The sequence below is a fragment of the Streptomyces sp. NPDC002386 genome, assembly GCF_053593175.1.
This window is the reverse complement of sequence record NZ_JBSFBX010000003.1, coordinates 353925-371406: the sequence shown is the minus strand read 5'-3', so window position 1 is coordinate 371406 and position 17482 is coordinate 353925. Positions and strand designations below refer to the sequence as shown.

21 protein-coding genes are annotated in these 17482 nt (G+C 72.2%); 11 read left to right on the top strand and 10 right to left on the bottom strand.

Annotated elements, in window-relative coordinates:
* Positions 1-55: 55 nt before the first annotated feature.
* Together ACWCPN_RS08850 and ACWCPN_RS08845 are read right to left on the bottom strand one after the other, a co-directional pair.
* Positions 56-361 (bottom strand): hypothetical protein, encoded by a 306-nt coding sequence (locus ACWCPN_RS08850; RefSeq protein WP_451203611.1) that lies wholly within the window; start codon positions 359-361, stop codon positions 56-58.
* Positions 361-687 carry a hypothetical protein gene (locus tag ACWCPN_RS08845; protein WP_451203609.1) on the bottom strand — a complete coding sequence of 109 codons (327 nt, stop codon included), beginning with the start codon at positions 685-687 and terminating at the stop codon, positions 361-363. The genes ACWCPN_RS08850 and ACWCPN_RS08845 overlap by 1 nt, the downstream gene beginning before the upstream one ends.
* Before the next feature lie 183 nt (positions 688-870).
* Between ACWCPN_RS08845 and ACWCPN_RS08840 the strand changes: the two genes are divergently transcribed.
* From ACWCPN_RS08840 to ACWCPN_RS08825, 4 genes are all read left to right on the top strand, one after another.
* Positions 871-1113: a winged helix-turn-helix domain-containing protein gene (locus ACWCPN_RS08840; RefSeq protein ID WP_199210861.1), complete on the top strand. Its 243-nt coding sequence runs from the start codon at positions 871-873 to the stop codon at positions 1111-1113.
* A gap of 61 nt (positions 1114-1174) precedes the next feature.
* Complete coding sequence (gene cpt / locus ACWCPN_RS08835) at positions 1175-1708, top strand: chloramphenicol phosphotransferase CPT (protein ID WP_451203607.1); 534 nt, start codon at positions 1175-1177, stop codon at positions 1706-1708.
* Positions 1709-1868: 160 nt separating this feature from the next.
* Positions 1869-3500 carry a penicillin-binding transpeptidase domain-containing protein gene (locus ACWCPN_RS08830; protein ID WP_451203605.1) on the top strand — a complete coding sequence of 544 codons (1632 nt, stop codon included), beginning with the start codon at positions 1869-1871 and terminating at the stop codon, positions 3498-3500.
* 94 nt (positions 3501-3594) lie between these two features.
* Entirely contained in the window at positions 3595-5250 is a 1656-nt protein-coding gene (locus tag ACWCPN_RS08825) for a penicillin-binding transpeptidase domain-containing protein (protein WP_451203603.1), read from the top strand.
* Positions 5251-5323: 73 nt separating this feature from the next.
* On the opposite strand, the gene ACWCPN_RS08820 is transcribed toward ACWCPN_RS08825, so the two are convergent.
* Positions 5324-5662, bottom strand: a complete 339-nt coding sequence (locus tag ACWCPN_RS08820) for an SsgA family sporulation/cell division regulator (protein WP_451203602.1) — start codon at positions 5660-5662, stop codon at positions 5324-5326.
* A 148-nt stretch (positions 5663-5810) separates the two neighbouring features.
* Between ACWCPN_RS08820 and ACWCPN_RS08815 the strand changes: the two genes are divergently transcribed.
* From ACWCPN_RS08815 to ACWCPN_RS08785, 7 genes are all read left to right on the top strand, one after another.
* Entirely contained in the window at positions 5811-6863 is a 1053-nt protein-coding gene (locus tag ACWCPN_RS08815; protein ID WP_451203600.1) for an energy-coupling factor ABC transporter permease, read from the top strand.
* 1 nt (position 6864) lies between these two features.
* On the top strand, positions 6865-7626 hold the full coding sequence (gene cbiQ / locus ACWCPN_RS08810) for a cobalt ECF transporter T component CbiQ (protein WP_392295478.1): 762 nt from the start codon (positions 6865-6867) through the stop codon (positions 7624-7626).
* Positions 7614-8378: an energy-coupling factor ABC transporter ATP-binding protein gene (locus tag ACWCPN_RS08805; protein WP_451203597.1), complete on the top strand. Its 765-nt coding sequence runs from the start codon at positions 7614-7616 to the stop codon at positions 8376-8378. Before cbiQ ends, ACWCPN_RS08805 begins: the two co-directional genes overlap by 13 nt.
* Positions 8375-8851 (top strand): MarR family winged helix-turn-helix transcriptional regulator, encoded by a 477-nt coding sequence (locus ACWCPN_RS08800; protein WP_365126108.1) that lies wholly within the window; start codon positions 8375-8377, stop codon positions 8849-8851. The genes ACWCPN_RS08805 and ACWCPN_RS08800 overlap by 4 nt, the downstream gene beginning before the upstream one ends.
* A 129-nt stretch (positions 8852-8980) precedes the next feature.
* Complete coding sequence (locus ACWCPN_RS08795) at positions 8981-9451, top strand: organic hydroperoxide resistance protein (protein ID WP_451203595.1); 471 nt, start codon at positions 8981-8983, stop codon at positions 9449-9451.
* Between the two features lie 119 nt (positions 9452-9570).
* Entirely contained in the window at positions 9571-9792 is a 222-nt protein-coding gene (locus tag ACWCPN_RS08790; protein ID WP_451203593.1) for a hypothetical protein, read from the top strand.
* A 120-nt stretch (positions 9793-9912) separates the two neighbouring features.
* Positions 9913-11082 carry a serine hydrolase domain-containing protein gene (locus tag ACWCPN_RS08785; RefSeq protein ID WP_451203821.1) on the top strand — a complete coding sequence of 390 codons (1170 nt, stop codon included), beginning with the start codon at positions 9913-9915 and terminating at the stop codon, positions 11080-11082.
* A gap of 10 nt (positions 11083-11092) precedes the next feature.
* Here ACWCPN_RS08785 and ACWCPN_RS08780 read toward each other — a convergent pair whose 3' ends face one another.
* The 7 genes from ACWCPN_RS08780 to ACWCPN_RS08750 all read right to left on the bottom strand — a co-directional run bounded on the left by ACWCPN_RS08780 (position 11093) and on the right by ACWCPN_RS08750 (position 17336).
* Positions 11093-11368, bottom strand: a complete 276-nt coding sequence (locus ACWCPN_RS08780) for a DUF1876 domain-containing protein (RefSeq protein ID WP_199210868.1) — start codon at positions 11366-11368, stop codon at positions 11093-11095.
* Between the two features lie 63 nt (positions 11369-11431).
* Positions 11432-11857 carry a PPOX class F420-dependent oxidoreductase gene (locus ACWCPN_RS08775; RefSeq protein ID WP_451203591.1) on the bottom strand — a complete coding sequence of 142 codons (426 nt, stop codon included), beginning with the start codon at positions 11855-11857 and terminating at the stop codon, positions 11432-11434.
* Positions 11858-11902: 45 nt separating this feature from the next.
* Positions 11903-12793, bottom strand: coding sequence for an NAD(P)-dependent oxidoreductase (locus tag ACWCPN_RS08770; RefSeq protein ID WP_451203589.1), 891 nt, complete (start codon positions 12791-12793; stop codon positions 11903-11905).
* Positions 12794-12892: 99 nt separating this feature from the next.
* Positions 12893-13738, bottom strand: coding sequence for an EamA family transporter (locus ACWCPN_RS08765; RefSeq protein WP_451203587.1), 846 nt, complete (start codon positions 13736-13738; stop codon positions 12893-12895).
* The gene (locus tag ACWCPN_RS08760) at positions 13735-14247 is read right to left on the bottom strand and encodes a YbaK/EbsC family protein (RefSeq protein ID WP_451203585.1); all 513 of its coding nucleotides are present in this window, start codon (positions 14245-14247) and stop codon (positions 13735-13737) included. Before ACWCPN_RS08760 ends, ACWCPN_RS08765 begins: the two co-directional genes overlap by 4 nt.
* Positions 14248-14397: 150 nt before the next feature.
* Complete coding sequence (locus ACWCPN_RS08755; protein WP_451203583.1) at positions 14398-16614, bottom strand: MMPL family transporter; 2217 nt, start codon at positions 16612-16614, stop codon at positions 14398-14400.
* A gap of 122 nt (positions 16615-16736) precedes the next feature.
* Positions 16737-17336 carry a TetR/AcrR family transcriptional regulator gene (locus tag ACWCPN_RS08750; RefSeq protein WP_365126131.1) on the bottom strand — a complete coding sequence of 200 codons (600 nt, stop codon included), beginning with the start codon at positions 17334-17336 and terminating at the stop codon, positions 16737-16739.
* Positions 17337-17482: the final 146 nt, after the last annotated feature.

Here is a 17482-nt window from a genome sequence, read left to right as displayed (position 1 = left end):
GGAGGAGACCCGGGGGCACGGCAGCACGCCGCGCCCCCGCGGCCCTCGTGGACCGTCAGCCACCGCCGGTGTCGCCCGGCGAGGGAAGGCGGCGGCCGCGGGACTCGGCCACGCGTAGTGCGTCGGCCAGGCACTCCGAGAGCCGGATCGCGGTGTAGCGGACCTCGACGTTCGGGGACAGGGGGTCACCGAGCAGCTTCCGGGCCGCGACCAGTACCTCCAGGCCTTCGGACAGTTGCAGATCCTCCGTTTCGTCGGCCAGCCGTGAGAGGTAGCCGCCCTCGCTCGCGTTGGCGAGGAAACAGGGCTTGCCCTCCGGTGACGACCAGGGGAGCAGTCTGAGCGTGGTGCGTGCGTCCATCAGGCCGCCGTCCTCTCCGCGCCGATCACGTGTTGGTCGAGGTCGATGCCGAAGTCGGCGGCGAGGACGAGGGTGCGGCGGCGATGCCGTTGACGTGCCCTTTCCTGCTCGTGGGCCGTGAGGTAGGGGCGGACGAGCCGGGACTCGGAGCCGTCCAGAGGGAGGTGCAGGCAGTACGGCGAGCGGTGGGCGGGGAGGCAGAGGGAGTCGTTGGGGCGCCTGGGCGGGGGCTGGAGAGGGCGGGGGCCGCCGGCTCGGTGGGATCCGGTGCCCGGGCCGAGGAGAATGGCCAGCCAATGGGTGAGGCGGCGGATAAGGTCGTGCATGTCGGCGCTCCTGGTAAGCGTTGGCCGCGCCCCGGGAGGTCTAGCCACCTCGCCGGGGTCTTGTCATTACTGACGATAGCGATAACCGCGTCCCCCTGCACCCTACTCCGTCCTACCGCGTCCCGACGCGTCGTACAGCGTCCTGCCACTGCGCGATGCGTCGCAGTGCTTCACCGTTGAGCCATGACTGAGCTGCCGCGCTACGAGTACGTGAAGCTTGCGGATGCCATCGCCGCCGAGATCGCCTCCGGCAAACTGCCGCAGGGCGCGGCGCTGCCCGGTGAGCGTGCGATGACCGAGCTGTACGGCGTGAGCATCGGCACCGTGCGGCGGGCCGTCGTCGAGCTGCGCAAGCGCGGCCTGGTCGCGACCCTGCCCGCGAAGGGGACGTACGTCATCGCGACCCCTGAGCCGACCACCGACTGAGAGCGCCATCGCCCCCCGATATTCCGTTTCGCCCCCGCCCCCATCCCCCTACCGTGACCCCGTGACGACTCAGGTGATCGTGCTCAACGGTGGATCCAGTTCGGGTAAGTCCGGGATCGTCCGGTGCCTTCAGGCGGTGTTGCCCGGGGCGTGGCTGGCGTTCGGGACGGACACGTTCGTCGACGCGCTGCCGGGGTCGATGCGGGCCGGGGACGGCGGGATCGAGTTCGGGGCGGACGGCGAGGTGGTCGTCGGCGCGGAGTTCCGGACGCTGGAGGCCGCGTGGATCGAGGGGATCACCGCGATGGTCCGGGCGGGTGCGCGGGTCGTCGTGGACGAGGTGTTCCTCGGCGGGGCGGAGTCCCAGGCGCGGTGGCGGAAGGCGCTGGACGGGCTCGGGGTGCTGTGGGTGGGGGTGCGGTGCGATGCCGGTGTGGCCGCGGGGCGCGAGGTCGCGCGGGGTGACCGGGTCACCGGTATGGCCGCTTCGCAGGCGGAGCTCGTGCATCAGGGGGTGACGTACGACCTGGAGGTGGACACCGCGCACGCCGAGTCGATGGAGTGTGCGCGAACCATTGCCGCACATGTCGGGTGATCGGCCGGACGGCTACGTCTCTCTTCGGACAACAATCGGCAACGCCGCTCACAACAGCCCCACAACCGCTTACAGTTCCGCTGCGACCTGCTTTTGAACGCGTTCAGGAGACTCCGGGCGCGGCAGGTCCCCACGGGGAAACGGGGAGAGGACGCGCCTGATGCGCAGCGGAGTGAAGGCCGGGGTCATAGGCGGCGTGTGCGCGGTGATGCTGGGCGGTGCCGGCTACGGCGCCTACAACATCCTGGCCGCGCTGAACGGCGACGGCGGGACGGGGGGCGCGGCCGCCGTCCGGACCGGGCCGCCCAGCCGGGACGAGGTGAAGGACACCACGGGGAAGTTCTTCGCCGCGTGGGAGAAGGGGGACGCCGGCGCGGCGGCCTCGTACACCAACTTTCCCGAGGCCGCCCGGGAGTTGCTGACGGCGTACCGGAGCGACGCGCACCTCACCAAGGTGCACATCAAGCCCGGCGCGGTCACCGGCGCGACCGTGCCGTTCACGGTCCGGACAACGGTGTCATACCAAGGGAAGTCCCAACCGCTCGGCTACCGGAGCACGTTGACCGTGGTGCGCGGCGAGACCTCGCACCGCGCGCTGGTCGACTGGCAGCCCTCCGTCGTGCACCCGCGGCTGCGCAAGGGCGACACCCTCGCGACCGGTGAGTCCGCGGCGCCCGAGATCGAGGCCGAGGACCGCGACGGGCGGGTGCTGTCGAAGGAGAAGTACCCCTCGCTCGGCCCGGTCCTGGACGAGCTGCGCAAGCGCTACGGCGACACGACGGACGGCCGGCCCGGCGTCGAACTGGTGATACGCCACCAGGGAACCGGCGAGGAGAGCCCGGCCGACACCACCCTGCTCACCCTTGCCAAGGGCAGACCCGGCAAGCTGCGCACCACGCTCAGCGCGAGCGCGCAGGCGGCGGCGGAGACGGCGGTGCGGAAGTACGCGGACGCGTCCGTCGTGGCCGTGAAGCCCAGCACCGGCGAGATCCTGGCCGTCGCCAACAACCGTACGGACGGCTTCGACGCGGCCCTGCTGGGCGAGCGGCCGCCCGGCTCCACCATGAAGATCATCAGCGCGGCGGCCCTCATCGACACCGGTCTGACCAGTGCGAACGGCAAGGCTCCCTGCCCGCCGACCGCCGTCTGGCAGAGCCAGACGTTCCACAACCTCAAGAACCTGCCCCCCAACGAGAACGCCACCCTCTCGGAGAGCTTCGCCCGCTCCTGCAACACGGCGTTCGTGAAGTTCGCCGACGACCTCGGGGTGGACGCCCTCACCAAGGAGGCGCAGGACCGGTTCGGGCTCGGGCGCGACGACTGGAAGATCGGCGTGCCGTCGTTCGACGGCCGGGTGCCCGCCTCCGGCGGCCCGGACTCCGCGGCCAACCTGATCGGCCAGGGCCAGGTGCAGATGAGCCCGCTGAACATGGCCTCCGTCACGGCGACCGCGATGACCGGAGCCTTCCGCCAGCCGGTGATCGTGCCGCTGGCCCTGGACCACCGCGAGCCGGCCCGCGCCCGCGGGCTGTCGCGGAGCACCGTCCAGCAGCTCCGCGCGATGATGAACCGCACCGCGACCAGCGGCACGGCGGCCACCGTCATGTCCGGGCTCGGCGGGAGCATCGGCGCGAAGACGGGTTCGGCCGAGTCCGACGGACAGGCGAAGTCGGACAGTTGGTTCGCCGGGTACCGCAACGACATGGCCTCCGCCGCGATGGTCCAGGACGGCGGGCACGGCGTCGACGCGGCCGGGCCTATTGTCGCAAGCGTGCTACGGAGCGCGGGCTGACGTCACCCGCGCGGCCGGGGACTTTAGGCTGGTCGGCGTCGTTGGGGTGAGCGGGCCGTGGGAACGCCGGTGAAGGCGTGGAGGAACTGAGGCTGTGGGCAAGAGAAGGCGCGTCGCCGAGCGGCGGAAGAACAGACCGGTGATGCTCGGCGGGATGATCGCCGTGGTCGTCGGCGGTGCCGGGCTCGGCGTCTACGCGCTGTACGGCGGCGGGGCGGCGGCCGACGACCGGCCGTCCGGCCCGACCGTCAAGACGGGCCCGCTCAGCGCCGCCGAGGTACGCACGGCCTCCACCCGTTTCCTCACCGCCTGGCAGCACGGCAGGGTGACCGAGGCCGCGGCCGCCACCGACGACCCCTCCGCCGCGGCCGAGCTGCTCACCGGCACCACCGAGGACGCCCACCTGAAGGACGTCACGCTCACCGCCGGCAGGGCCGCCGGTGCCAAGGTGCCGTTCTCCGTCAAGGCGACGGTGTCGTACAAGAGCACCGGCAAGCCGCTCGGCTACGACAGCTCGCTCACGGTCGTACGGCGCAAGAGCGACGGCAGACCACTGGTCGGCTGGCACTCCTCGGTCGTTCACCCGGATCTCAAGGACGGCGACCGGCTCGTCACCGGCGCGTCCGGCACCCCGCCGGTGACGGCGCTGGACCGGGACGGCGCGGAGCTGACGGCCGCGAAGTTCCCCTCGCTGGGCACCGTGCTGGACGGCCTGCGCGAGAAGTACGGCAAGACGGCGGGCGGCAGGGCCGGCGTGGAGCTGCGCGTGGTGCGCGGCAAGGCGTCCAAGGCGGCCGAGCTGTCCGACAAGACGCTGCTGGAGCTGAGCAAGGGCACGCCGGGGACCGTACGCACCACGCTCGACCCGGCCCTGCAGGCGACGGCCGAGCAGCAGGTCGGCAAGCGGGACAAGGCCTCGGTGGTGGTCGTGCGGCCCTCGACCGGGGAGATCCTCGCGGTCGCCAACAGCGGGCACGGCTTCAACACCGCCTTCCAGGGCTCCCTGGCGCCCGGGTCCACGATGAAGGTCGTCACCTCGTCGCTGCTGATCGACAAGGGCCTGGCCTCGGTGGACAAGAAGCACCCGTGCCCGAAGACGTTCACCTACGGCGGCTGGAAGTTCCACAACGACGACGACTTCGAGATCAAGGGCGGCACGTTCAAGGCGAGCTTCGCCCGCTCCTGCAACACCGCCTTCATCAGCCAGGCGAAGAAGCTGGAGAACGGCGATCTGACCAGGCAGGCCCAGCAGGTCTTCGGCCTGTCCATGAACAACTGGGCGATCGGTGTGCCGACCTTCGACGGCTCGGTGCCGGTGCAGTCGGCGGCGCAGATGGCCGCGTCGCTGATCGGGCAGGGCGGGGTGCGCATGAACCCGCTGAACATGGCGTCGGTCGCCGCGACGGTGCAGTCGGGCGGCTTCCACCAGCCCTACCTGGTCTCCCCGTCGGTCGACCACCGCAAGCTGGCCACCGCGTCCCGCACCCTGTCGGGCGGGACGCTGTCGCAGCTGCGGGAGCTGATGCGGTACACGGCGGCCTACGGCACCGCCGCCGAGGCCATGTCCGGCCTCGGCCCCGACTACGGCGCGAAGACCGGTTCGGCCGAGGTCGACGGGCAGAAGAAGCCCAACGGCTGGTTCACCGCGTACCGGGGCGACCTCGCGGCCGCCGGTGTGGTGCAGGCGGGCGGCCACGGCGGCGACACGGCCGGGCCGATCGTCGCGGCGCTGCTGAAGCAGGGGAGCTGAGCCCCTCGGCCGTCGCCGGCCCGGCTCCGGCTCCGGCTCCGGCTCCGGCTCCGGCTCCGGCTCCGGCTCCGGGTCAGTTCACCACCGGCTCGGCCCGGTAGGTCCGGCGCAGGAATCTGATCAGCGCCTTCGACTCGAACTGCACCACCGAGACACCGCCGTCGGTGTGGAACTCGACCACGGCCTGGACGCGTCCGCACGGCCACACCCGCACGTCGCCGCTCTCGGCCGGCGCGGTCAGTCCCTGTTCGAGCAGGTCGCGGGAGAAGGTCCACTCGTGCGTGCCGGGCAGGTCGACGTGCACCGCCCGCGGATCACTGTCGGGGTCGTAGCGCAGCACGACGGGTACGGCCCCCGGATCCTCCTCGTCCGTGACGATATGGGCGCGCGCGTACTGTTCGACTACAGACATCGGACCGCCCTCTCACGCTCAGTCACATAAGCGGAAGCTATACATCCGCTTCTCCTCTAATGTCCCATATTTTCCGATTTGCACCTCCGCGAGATGGAGACGACGTCTCTCTTGCAAACCATTCGCAACAAGGCCCTAAACTCGTAGGGTGCACGTACCTGACGGATTCATCAACGCCCCTGTCTCCGCCGTCACCGGGGTGGTCGCCGCCGGCGCCATCGCGGTGAGCCTGCGGGGTGCCCGCCGTGAACTCGACGAGCGCACCGCTCCGCTGGCCGGCTTGGTGGCCGCGTTCATCTTCGCCGTACAGATGCTCAACTTCCCCGTGGCGGCCGGAACAAGCGGTCATCTGCTGGGCGGCGCGCTCGCCGCGATACTCGTCGGCCCCTTCACGGGGGTGCTGTGCGTGTCCGTTGTGCTGCTCATGCAGGGTGTGCTGTTCGCGGACGGCGGGCTCACCGCGCTCGGCGTGAACATCACCGATATGGCGATCGTCACCACGGTCGTGTCCTACGCCCTCTTCCGCGGGCTGCTCGCCGTGCTGCCCCGCAAGCGGCGCTCGGTCACCGTCGCCTCCTTCGTCGCCGCGCTGGTGTCGGTACCGGCCGCCGCCGTCGCCTTCACGCTCATGTACGCCGTGGGCGGCACCACCGACGTCTCCATCGGCAAGGTGGCCACCGCGATGATCGGCGTCCATGTGCTGATCGGCATCGGCGAGGCCGTGATCACCGCCCTCACCGTGGGTGCCGTGATCGCCGTGCGCCCGGACCTGGTGCACGGCGCGCGCGGGCTGCGACAGCGTCTGCGGCTGCGGGTGAACGGCGAGCTGGTGGACGCCCCCGCGCCGGCCGCCCCCGTGGCGGCACGCACCTCCCGGCGCACCCTGTGGCTGACCGGTCTGGTCACCTCGCTGGTCCTCGCCGGCTTCGTGAGCTTCTACGCCTCCGCGAACCCCGACGGCCTGGAGAAGGTCGCGCACGACCAGGGCATCGACAAGAAGACCGGCAAGCACGCCGCCTCCGACTCCCCGCTCGCCGACTACGGCGTCCGGGACGTCGCCGACGCCCGGCTGTCCGGCGGCCTCGCGGGCGTGATCGGCGTCGGGGTCACCGTCGTCGCCGGCAGCACGGTGTTCTGGGCGGTGCGCAGGCGCCGCGACACGGACGTCTCCCCGGCGTCCACCGCGAGCACGGGCGCCTGACGTGGGAGCGGGACACGCGCACCGGCTCTACCGGCACGGGCACTCGCCCGTGCACGCCCTGCCGCCGCACACCAAACTGGCGGCCGCCTTCGCCTTCGTGGTCGTCGTGGTCTCGACCCCGCGGGAGGCGATGTGGGCGTTCGCGGTCTACGCCGTGCTGCTCGCCCTCGTCGCGCGCCTGGCGCGCGTGCCCGCCGGATTCCTGCTGAAGCGGCTGCTGATCGAGGTGCCGTTCGTGGCCTTCGCGGTGCTCATGCCCTTCGTGGCGGAGGGCGAGCGGGTGCAGGTGCTCGGCCTGTCGCTGAGCGTCAACGGGCTGTGGGGCGCCTGGAACGTGCTCGCCAAGGGCACCCTGGGCGTCGCCGCCTCCGTGCTGCTCGCCGCCACCACCGAGCTGCGCGAACTGCTGCTCGGGCTGCAGCGGCTGAAGCTGCCGCCGCTGCTCGTGCAGATCGCCTCGTTCATGATCCGCTACGGCGACGTCATCACCGACGAGATGCGCCGGATGCGGATCGCCCGTGAGTCGCGCGGCTTCGAGGCGCGGGGCGTACGGCACTGGGGTGTGCTCGCCAAGTCGGCGGGCGCGTTGTTCATCCGTTCCTACGAGCGCGGGGAGCGGGTGCACCTGGCCATGGTCAGCCGGGGGTACGCCGGCTCGATGCCGGTCATCGACGAGGTGACCGCGTCCCGGGCCGAGTGGCGTCACGCCCTCACCCTCCCCTGCGCCGCCCTCGTCGTCTGTCTGCTGGGATGGGTCCTGTGACTGCATCTGCCTCGCTGGAGGTCTCCGGCCTCGCCTTCGCCTACCCCGACGGCCACCAGGCCCTGTTCGGCGTGGACTTCTCCGTCGCGCGCGGTGAACGCGTCGCGCTGCTCGGCCCGAACGGCGCCGGCAAGACCACCCTCGTGCTGCATCTGAACGGCATCCTCGGCGGCGGCACCGGCACGGTGACCGTGGCCGGGATGCCGGTCGGCAAGCGGCACATGGCCGAGATCCGGCAGAGGGTCGGCATCGTCTTCCAGGATCCGGACGACCAGCTCTTCATGCCGACGGTGCGCGAGGACGTGGCGTTCGGCCCGGCGGCCGCGGGGATCAGGGGCGCCGCGCTGGAGGAGCGGGTGCGCACCGCCCTGGACCTGGTCGGGATGGGGGACTTCGCCGACCGGCCGCCGCACCATCTGTCGTTCGGGCAGCGCCGCCGGGTGGCGGTCGCGACCGTGCTCGCGATGGAGCCGGAGATCCTGGTCCTGGACGAGCCGTCGTCCAACCTGGACCCGGCCTCCCGGCGGGAACTCGCCGACATCCTGCGCTCGCTGGACGTCACCGTGCTGATGGTCACGCACGATCTGCCGTACGCCCTGGAGCTGTGCCCGCGCTCGCTGGTCCTCAGCGAGGGCGTGATCGCGGCGGACGGTCCGACCGGCGAACTGCTCTCCGACGACGCGCTGATGCGCGCGCACCGCCTGGAGCTGCCCTTCGGCTTCGACCCGAGGTCCGTGACAATGGGCGCGTGACGCGTCAAGACGACCAAGACGACAACGGGGCCGCCGGGTCGCTGCTGCTGGACGACCAGCTGTGCTTCGCGCTCTACGCCGCACAGCGCGCCGTGACCGCCGCGTACCGTCCGCTCCTCGACGACCTCGGGCTCACCTACCCCCAGTACCTCGTGCTGCTGGTCCTGTGGGAACGCGGCGAGACCAGCGTGAAGGAGCTGGCGGGCGCCCTGCGCCTGGACTACGGCACCGTCTCCCCGCTGCTGAAGCGGCTGGCGGCGGCCGGTCTGGTGCGCCGGGAGCGGGCGGCCGGCGACGAGCGCTCGGTACTCGTGGCGTGCACCGGGCGCGGCGAGCAGCTCAGGGAGCGCGCGGCGCGCGTGCCCGGCGCCCTGCTCACCGCCACGGGGCTCGGCGCCGAGGACACCGCGCTGCTGCGCGAGGCGCTGTGGAGGCTGACCGAGCGCGTGGACGCGGCGGCCGGACGGCGCTGATTCCCGGGCGGTCGCGGGCCGCCCCGGGGGTTACCCGCGGTCGCGGCCCCTGCCGCAGGCCACCGACCTACCGGCCGGTACCTTGTGCGCGATGTACTTGTGCGCCACTTGTCCCGGGGGAGGCCGATCATGACCGACACCAACGCGGTCGACGCTGCCGTCGACACCGCACCCGACACCCGCCCGACGAAGATCATGTACGTCGCCGAGGCCACCGCCCACGGCGGCCGCGAGGGGTACGTCACCAGCCAGGACGGCCGTATCCAGCTCAAGGTGGCGATGCCCCCGGAGCTGGGCGGGGCCGGCGACGGCACCAACCCCGAGCAGCTCTTCGCGGCGGGCTACAGCTCCTGCTTCCACAACGCGCTGATCCTGGTCGGCAACCGGGCCGGCTACGACCTGACCGGCTCCACGGTGGCCGCGAAGGTCGGCATCGGCCCCAACAAGCACCGCGGCTACGGCCTCGCGGTCGCCCTCAGCGTCTCCCTGCCCGTGCTGGACCGCGAGGTCGCGACGGAACTGGTGGACGCGGCCCACGAGGTCTGCCCGTACTCGAACGCCACCCGCGGCAACATCGATGTGACCATCATGCTGGGTTGACGCGCCGGAGCCCTTCACGGCCGGGTCCGTTGGTCCGACCGGCCCGCCGCGGATGCGCGGCCCCGGCCCCGCGCCGAGGCTGGCACCGACAACCGTTGCGCGCTCCCCGGGAGGCAGCCGTGCCCGTCAGCTTCGATCTCGACAAGGTGCTGGACAAGCAGTACGAGAACGCCCCGCTGGACCAGGTCCTGGCCGCCCCCATGGCCGGGCTGCAGGGACTGACCGGCAAGCACGGCGAAGCCCTGTCCGCCCTCGGGATCACCACCATCGGCGACCTCGGCCGGAACAAGTACGTCCGCTGGGCGGTCGCCCTGGCCGACCTGCACGACCGCGCCCACTGATCCGTCCGCCGGCCCCGCGCTGAGAGCCACCTCACGTCCGCGCCCGCGCCGCCGAGGAATCGCGGCCACCCGATCCGTTGTTGCAGGCACTGTCGCAGGCGATCGGAAGGGACGGCGTTGGTGGACGTGCACGGCACTGTGGCCGAGGGCTTCGAGCCGGTCAGGCAGGCGTTCGCCGCCAACTTCGAGACGCTCGGGGAGCGGGGCGCGGCCGTCGCCGTGTACCGGGACGGGCGGAAGGTCGTCGACCTCTGGGGCGGCACCAGGGACGTGGACGGCACCGCCCCCTGGGTGCCCGGCACCGCGCAGGTGGTGCGCTCGGCGACCAAGGGCGTCGCCGCCGCCGCGCTCCTGCTGCTGCACCAGCGCGGTGAGCTGGACCTGGACGCCCCGGTCGGCGCGTACTGGCCGGAGTACAAGGCGGCCGGCAAGGAGCGCACCCTCGTCCGGCACCTGCTGGCGCACCGCGCCGGCGTCCCGGTGCTGGACCGCCCGCTGACCCCCGAGGAGGCGGCCGACCCCGACCTCGGCGCGGCGGCCGTCGCCGCCCAGGCCCCGATGTGGGAGCCGGGCACCGACCACGGCTACCACGCGCAGACCTACAGCTGGCTCACCGGCGAGCTGATCCGTCGGATCACCGGGCGGCCGGTCGGCGCCTGGATCGCCGAGGAGATCGCCGCGCCCACCGGCGCGGAGCTGTGGCTCGGACTGCCGCAGGCGGAGCAGGCGCGCGTCGGCCGGGTCGGCCCCGTGGAGACACCGCAGGCGTCCGGCACGCTGCGGACCCGCCCCAAGCGGGCCGTGTCCGAGGCCTACGCCGACCCCGGCTCGCTCACCCGCCGCGCCTTCGCCGCCATCACCCCGCTGCCGGATGAGAACGCGCCCGCCTACCGCGCCGCGGCCCTGCCCGCCTCCAACGGCATCGCCACCGCCGACGGCCTGGCCCGCTTCTACGCCTCGCTCATCGGCGAGGTGGACGGCGGCACCCGGCTGTTCACCCCGGCGACCGTGGCACTGGCCCGCGCCGAGCAGTCGGCCGGGCCGGACCGGGTCCTCGTGGTGGGCACCCGGTTCGGCCTCGGCCCCATGCTGCACGGCAGCGCCTCGCCGCTGCTGTCGCCCGGCTCCTTCGGCCATCCGGGCCGCGGCGGCGCCCTCGCCTTCGCCGACCCGGGAAGCGGCGTCGCCTTCGGCTACGTCACCAACGGCTTCCGCAAGAGCGTGACGGCGGACCCGAGGGCGCAGGCGCTGGTCCGGGCGGTGCGCGCGGGGCTGGCGGCGCTCGGGTAGTCCGCCCGCGTCACACGTGGATCGGGTGCGAGGTCCGCCCGGACTCCGCGTCGATCTCGTTGTGCGCCTTGCTCAGCAACTGCATCGCCAGGTCGTTCAAAGCGCGCGCGCCCGCTATCTCCTCGCCCACGCGGGGCTGGTTGGAGTCGACGTTGTGCCGGCTGGCGTGCCCGTGCGACCGCACCTCGCTGCCGTCGGGCAGACGCACCAGAGCGGCCGCCCTGGTGTGCGTGTCGTCTTCCTTGAACTCCAGCTCGACGTGCCATCCCACCGTGGTGTTCATCATGTCGGCCACCTCCGGAACCGGTGATTCCCGCTGGTTCCAGGGTGCTCCCGCACGGGCGGAACGTCACGTGGAGGCCTGGTCGCTGTCCTTGAAATCGCCCCAGCCGTGCCAGCGCTCGACCTCGACGTACGCGCTGACCCTCGGCCGCGACCGCTCCGGGTAGGGCTTGCCGGTGTAGTGCTCGGACAGCCGGTCGATGTCGGCCAGGCCCTCGTCGGCCCGCAGTTCGGCGACCCGCCCGATCAGCGTGACGTGGCTGTACCAGTCGCCGCCGGCGAGGACGGTGAGACTGACGCGCGGATCGCGGCGCAGGTGGCGCAGCCGGACCCGGCCCTCGTCCAGGTTGACCAGGACCCGGCCGTCGTCCTGCCACAGGTACCAGGTGGCGGTGGTGACGGGCGTCCCGTCGGAGCGCACGGTGGCCATGACACAGGGGTTGGGACGGCGCAGCAGTTCCTGGGCCTCGGACGGCAGCGGGGGTTTCGACACTGGGCTCTCCTCGGTCTCGCTCGGTCTCGGTCGTGAATCCGGTGCTCAGCCCGCGGACTTCTCGTCGAAGCTGGCGAAGTAGGCGGCGGCCATGTCCTCGTCGGCGTGGCCCTGGGCGGCCGCGCGCGCGAACCGCTCCGCGGCCGCGGCGGCGACGTCGAGCCGTACCCCGCCCCGCTCGCCGGCCTCGACGATGAGCCGGGCGTCCTTCTCCGCGGTGCCCACCGCGAAGGAGGCGGGCGTCAGCTTCCCGTCCAGCACCAGGTTGGACTTGGCGCGCAGGTACCCCATGTCGAGCGGGCCGCCCTCGATCAGGCCGAAGAACTCGTGCGGGTCCACGTCGAGCGCCTTGGCGAGGGCCAGTGCCTCGCCGGCCGCCGCGGTGACCGCGAGGACCCAGCTGTTGGCGACCAGCTTCAGCCGGCTGGCGCTGCCCGTGGCGCCGTCGTCGCCGGTCCACACGGTCCGGACGCCGACCGCGCCGAAGACGGGCGCGAGCGTCTCCCGGCCCTCCTCCGGCCCGGCGGCCAGCACGGTGAGCTGACCGGCCTCGGCGGGCTGGCGGGTACCGAGGACGGGGGCGTCGTAGAACACCAGCCCGTGCTCGGCGGCGAATCCGGCGAGGTCGGCGACGAGTCCGGTGCCGGCGGTGGTGCACTGCGCCCAGACGGCGCCGGAGCGCAGCGCCGGCGCGGCCTCGCGCATCACGTCCAGGGCGGTGTTGCCGTCGTACAGCATGGTCAGGACGACGTCGGCGCCCTCGACGGCCTCGGCGGGGGTGCCGGTGACCCGGATCCCGTCGGCGGCCAGCGGCTCGGCCTTCTCCCTGGTGCGGTTCCAGGCCCGGACGCCGAGTCCGGCGCGGGCGATGTTGCGGGCCATCGCGGCACCCATGATGCCGGTGCCCAGAACGGCGACGGTCGGCTTGTCGGTCATGGACGGCTCCCTGTCGTACGGTTCGTGTCCCCGGGGTTCTTGTCCTCGTGGTCCCACGTCATCTTCCACGGGTGTCCACCCGGGGCCGTTCCTTTCGCCCTACCCGGCGTGCAGCATCAGCCCGATGCCCACGACCAGCAGACCCGCCGCCGCGATCCGGGGCGCGCCGAAGCGTTCCTTGAAGAACACCGCGCCGATGGCCGCGCCGACGATGATCGAGGACTCGCGCAGGGCCGCGATGGGCGCCAGCTCGGCCCGGGTCTGCGCCCACAGCACGAGGGCGTACGCGGCCACGGACAGCGCGGCGCCGAACAGGCCGAGGGCCGCGTACGGGCGGAGCTGCCGGACGATGTCGCCCCGCACGCGCGCGTACATGTACGCCGGGATGGCGAGCCCCTGGACGGCCATCAGCCAGCCGATGTAGCCGAGGGGCGTCCCGGAAGCCCGTACGCCGAGGCCGTCGATCACCGTGTACGCGGCGATCGCCAGGCCGGTCGCCAGGGCGGCGCCGATCGCGGCCCAGTCGGGCCGGTGACCGCGCAGGCCCCACAGGCTGACGCCGGTGAGCCCGACGCAGGACACGGCGATCCCGGCCGCCGCCCACATGCCGGGGACCTCGTTCGCGAACACCGCCGCCAGCACGGTCACCACGAGCGGCGCGGTGCCGCGGGCGATCGGATAGGCCTGGCCGAAGTCGCCGAGCCGGAAGGAGGTCATCAGCAGGGCGTAGTACGCGATGTGCACGGCCGCCGAGACGAGCAGGTACGGCCAGGCGGGCCCGGCCGGGAACGGCGCCACCAACGCCATGACGAGCCCGATCAGCAGGCCGCCACCGGAGATCAGGGTGAAGCCGACGAGCTTGTCGGTGATCCGGTGGGCGATGGCGTTCCAGCTCGCGTGCGTGACCGCGGCGAGCAGCACCGCCGCGGTGACCAGGGGCGTCACGCGGCCTGCTCGCGCACGTCCACGATGTCGGCGCCCGCGTGGGAGACGAGCGCCTTCGGCTCGATCGGGAAGACGGTGTGCGGGTTCCCGGCGGCCGCCCACACCACCTCGTGGGCGAGCAGCGAGCGGTCGGCGAGGACCCGGGTGCGGGTGCGGTGCCCGAAGGGCGGCACGCCGCCGATGGCGTACCCGGTGGTCTCGCGGACCAGGCCGGCGTCGGCCCGGGTGACCTCGCGGACCCCCAGTTCCTCGCGCACCCGCTCCACGTCCACGCGCGAGGCCCCGTCCATCAGCACCAGGACCGGCACCCCGTCCGCCGCGAAGACCAGCGACTTGCAGATCTGGCTCAGTTCGCACCCGACCGCGGCGGCGGCCTCGGCGGCGGTGCGGGTGCCCTCGGGGAAGCGGCGGGCCCGGACGAGCACCTCGTCGAGGCCGAGGGCGCGGACGGCCTCGACGAAACGCGGGTGGGCTCCGGATTCTTCGGCGTCAGTGGCGGCTGTCGTCATGCGGAGCACGCTAGCGGTGCCTGTAGGGGGCACGCGAACGGGTTACCGCGGGGCCGGTCTCCCCGCCCGCGGCGGCGGACGGGGAGAAGCCGGTGAGGGCAGCCCCGTCCCCACGGATCCCTCACCGGCTGGTCTTCATCGAGCGGTACGTCAGGCGCGTACCAGCTCCTTCTCCGCGTCGGGGTCGGTCCGGCGGTCCGCGTCGGTGCGCAGTCCGTCGCCCTCGACGTTCACGTTGGGCAGCGCCCGGTCCAGCCACTTCGGCAGCCACCAGGCCCGCTTGCCGAGCAGTGCGAGCACCGCCGGGACGACGGCCATGCGGACGATGAACGCGTCGAAGAAGACGGCGACGGCGAGACCGAAGCCGATCATCTTCACCATCGACTCGCTGGAGCCGATGAAGCCGGAGAACACGGCGATCATGATGACGGCGGCGGCCGTGACCACGCGCGCCCCGTGCTTGAAGCCGGTGACGACGGCCTGCTGGGGCTTCTCCCCGTGGACGTACGCCTCGCGCATCCGGGTCACGAGGAACACCTCGTAGTCCATGGCGAGTCCGAAGACCACGCCGACCATGAAGATCGGCATCATCGACATGACCGGGCCGGTCTCCTCCACGTTCATCAGGCCCGACAGCCAGCCCCACTGGAAGACCGCGACCACGGCGCCCAGGGCGGCCATCACGCTGAGCAGGAAGCCGAGGGCCGCCTTCAGCGGGACGAGGATCGAGCGGAAGACCACGATCAGCAGCAGGAACGCGAGACCGACCACGAGGGCGAGGTACGGCAGCAGGGCGTCGTTCAGCTTCTGCGAGACGTCGATGTTCATCGCCGTGGAGCCGGTGACCAGGACCGTCGCGTCGGTCGCGGAGGTGATGTCCGCGCCCTTGTCACGGATGGCGTGCACCAGGTCCTCGGTGGTGGCCGACGACGGCTTGGAGTCGGGGACGACGGTGATCGTCGCGGTGTCGCCCGTCTTGTTGGGCGTGGCCGGGGTGACCGTGACGACGTCCTTCAGGCCCTTGATCTCGTCGCCGACCTTGGTGAAGGCCGCCTTGGGGTGGTCGCTGCCCTTGGCGTCGACCACGACCATCAGGGGGCCGTTGAAGCCGGGGCCGAAGCCCTCGGAGAGGAGGTCGTAGGCGCGGCGCTGGGTGGTGGAGACCGGCTGGGAGCCGTCGTCGGGCAGGCCCAGTTCCAGGGAGGCGGCCGGAATGGCGGCCGCGCCGAGGCCGATCACACCGAGCAGCAGCACGGCGACCGGGCGCCGCACGACGAAGCTGGCCCAGCGGGTGCCCATGTTCGGGCGGCCCGGCCTCTTCGGCGTCCGGCCCCCGCCGAGGAGCTTGCTCTTCTCGCCGGCCGGCTTGATCCGGCGGCCCGCGTAGCCGAGCAGCGCCGGGATCAGGGTGAGCGCGATGAGGACCGCGATGGCGACCGTGCCGGCGGCGGCGACGCCCATCTTGGTCAGCATCGGGATGTTGACCACGGAGAGGCCGACGAGGGCGATGACGACGGTGAGTCCGGCGAAGACCACCGCCGAGCCCGCGGTGCCGACGGCCCGGCCGGCCGCCTCCTCGCGCTCGCGGCCCTCCGCGAGTTCGGCGCGGTAGCGGGAGACGATGAACAGGGCGTAGTCGATGCCGACGGCGAGGCCGATCATCGAGGCCAGGGTGGAGGTGGTCGAGCCCAGGTCCAGGGCGCTTGCCAGCGCGGTGATCGTGGAGACGCCGATGCCGACGCCGATGATCGCGGTCAGCAGCGGGAACCCGGCCGCGAGCAGCGAGCCGAAGGTGATGACGAGGACGACCGCGGCGATCGCGATGCCGATGACCTCGCTGGAGCCGGTCTCGGGGGTCGCGGTCAGCGCGTCACCGCCGATCTCGACCGTCAGCCCGGCGTCCCGCGCGTCCTGTCCGGCGTCCTTCAGGGCGTCCTTGGCGGAGTCCTCCAGCTCCATGCCGGAGACCTTGTACTTCACCGACGCGTAGGCGATGGTGCCGTCCTTGCTGACGGCGTGCCCGGCGTACGGATCGGCGACGGAGGCGACCTCGGAGCCGCTCTGCAGCTCCTTCACCGTCTTGCGGACGGTGGCCTTGTTCGCCTTGTCCGTCATCTTCTCGCCGTCCGGCGCCTTGAAGACGACGCGCGCGGTGGCGCCGTCGGCGCTCATCCCGGGGTAGCGCTGTTCCAGCAGGTCGAAGGCCTTCTGGGCCTCCGTACCGGGGATGGAGAAGGAGGTGCTGCCGGCGGGCGGCGCGGAGGCGGCGCCCACCCCGGCGAGGGTGAGCAGCGCGACCCATACGAGGGCGACGAAGTGCCGTCGCCGGAAGGCGAGCCGGCCGAGTTTGTAGAGGAACGTGGCCACGAGGGCGTACTCCCGGTCAGGTCGTGGGTTCAGCTGGGCAGGGGCGATCAGCCCGACGACGTGAGCGGTGACGTCAGATGGTGGGCTTGCTGGGGAGAGCGATCAGGGGATGATCAGCGTGATCAGGAGGTGGTGACGCCGAGGGCGGGGAGGACCACGGCGTCGATGTACGAGGTGAGGAAGGCCCGGGTGGGCGGCTGGTCGTCGAGCAGCGCCCGGGTGGCGAAGCCGCCGACCATCATGTGCAGCAGGAAGTCGAGCGCGGGACAGTCCGGGCGGACCTCGCCCCGGTCGATCGCACGCCGGATCACCTGGTGGAAGCCGGACATCTCCGGCTCCACGAGCTGGGCCCGGAAGGCCTCGCGCAGATCCGGGTTGTTGTGCATCGCCATGGCGACGCCCCGCATGAGCGCCGAGTTCTGCTCGATGGTGCAGTCGTCCTCGAGCAGCACCAGGGCGTGCAGGTCGCCCCGGAGCGTGCCCGTGTCGATCTCACCGATCCGGTCGGGCTTGCCGTGCCGGATGGCCTTCACGACCAGTTCGGCCTTGCCGCCCCACTGGCGGTAGAGCGTGGCCTTGCTGGACCGGGTGCGGGCGGCTACGGCGTCCATGGTGAGGGCGTCGTAGCCGACTTCGCGGAGCAGGTCGAGCACGGCCTCGTACAACTCGGCCTCGCGTTCGGGCGTGATCCGACTGCGACGCGCGGTGACGGCCTCGGTCATGTCTCTCACCTTCCCGATGCGGCTGCCCGCTTGGAACGACACGGTTTCGTACACGACGAATGTACCCCGGCCACAAGCGAAACGAAACGGTTTCGTTCGTGTGCTGGGTCACGCCTGTCGGATCCGCATAAGGCCGCCCCGGGCCG

What these genes read in the sequence shown, in the direction of transcription:
- ACWCPN_RS08850 (WP_451203611.1), bottom strand. Translation starts at nt 361, where the DNA reads ATGGACGCACGCACCACGCTCAGACTGCTCCCCTGGTCGTCACCGGAG.
- ACWCPN_RS08845 (WP_451203609.1), bottom strand. Translation starts at nt 687, where the DNA reads ATGCACGACCTTATCCGCCGCCTCACCCATTGGCTGGCCATTCTCCTC.
- ACWCPN_RS08840 (WP_199210861.1), top strand. Translation starts at nt 871, where the DNA reads ATGACTGAGCTGCCGCGCTACGAGTACGTGAAGCTTGCGGATGCCATC.
- ACWCPN_RS08830 (WP_451203605.1), top strand. Translation starts at nt 1,869, where the DNA reads ATGCGCAGCGGAGTGAAGGCCGGGGTCATAGGCGGCGTGTGCGCGGTG.
- ACWCPN_RS08820 (WP_451203602.1), bottom strand. Translation starts at nt 5,662, where the DNA reads ATGTCTGTAGTCGAACAGTACGCGCGCGCCCATATCGTCACGGACGAG.
- ACWCPN_RS08805 (WP_451203597.1), top strand. Translation starts at nt 7,614, where the DNA reads ATGGGTCCTGTGACTGCATCTGCCTCGCTGGAGGTCTCCGGCCTCGCC.
- ACWCPN_RS08795 (WP_451203595.1), top strand. Translation starts at nt 8,981, where the DNA reads ATGACCGACACCAACGCGGTCGACGCTGCCGTCGACACCGCACCCGAC.
- ACWCPN_RS08780 (WP_199210868.1), bottom strand. Translation starts at nt 11,368, where the DNA reads ATGATGAACACCACGGTGGGATGGCACGTCGAGCTGGAGTTCAAGGAA.
- ACWCPN_RS08770 (WP_451203589.1), bottom strand. Translation starts at nt 12,793, where the DNA reads ATGACCGACAAGCCGACCGTCGCCGTTCTGGGCACCGGCATCATGGGT.
- ACWCPN_RS08760 (WP_451203585.1), bottom strand. Translation starts at nt 14,247, where the DNA reads ATGACGACAGCCGCCACTGACGCCGAAGAATCCGGAGCCCACCCGCGT.
- ACWCPN_RS08750 (WP_365126131.1), bottom strand. Translation starts at nt 17,336, where the DNA reads ATGACCGAGGCCGTCACCGCGCGTCGCAGTCGGATCACGCCCGAACGC.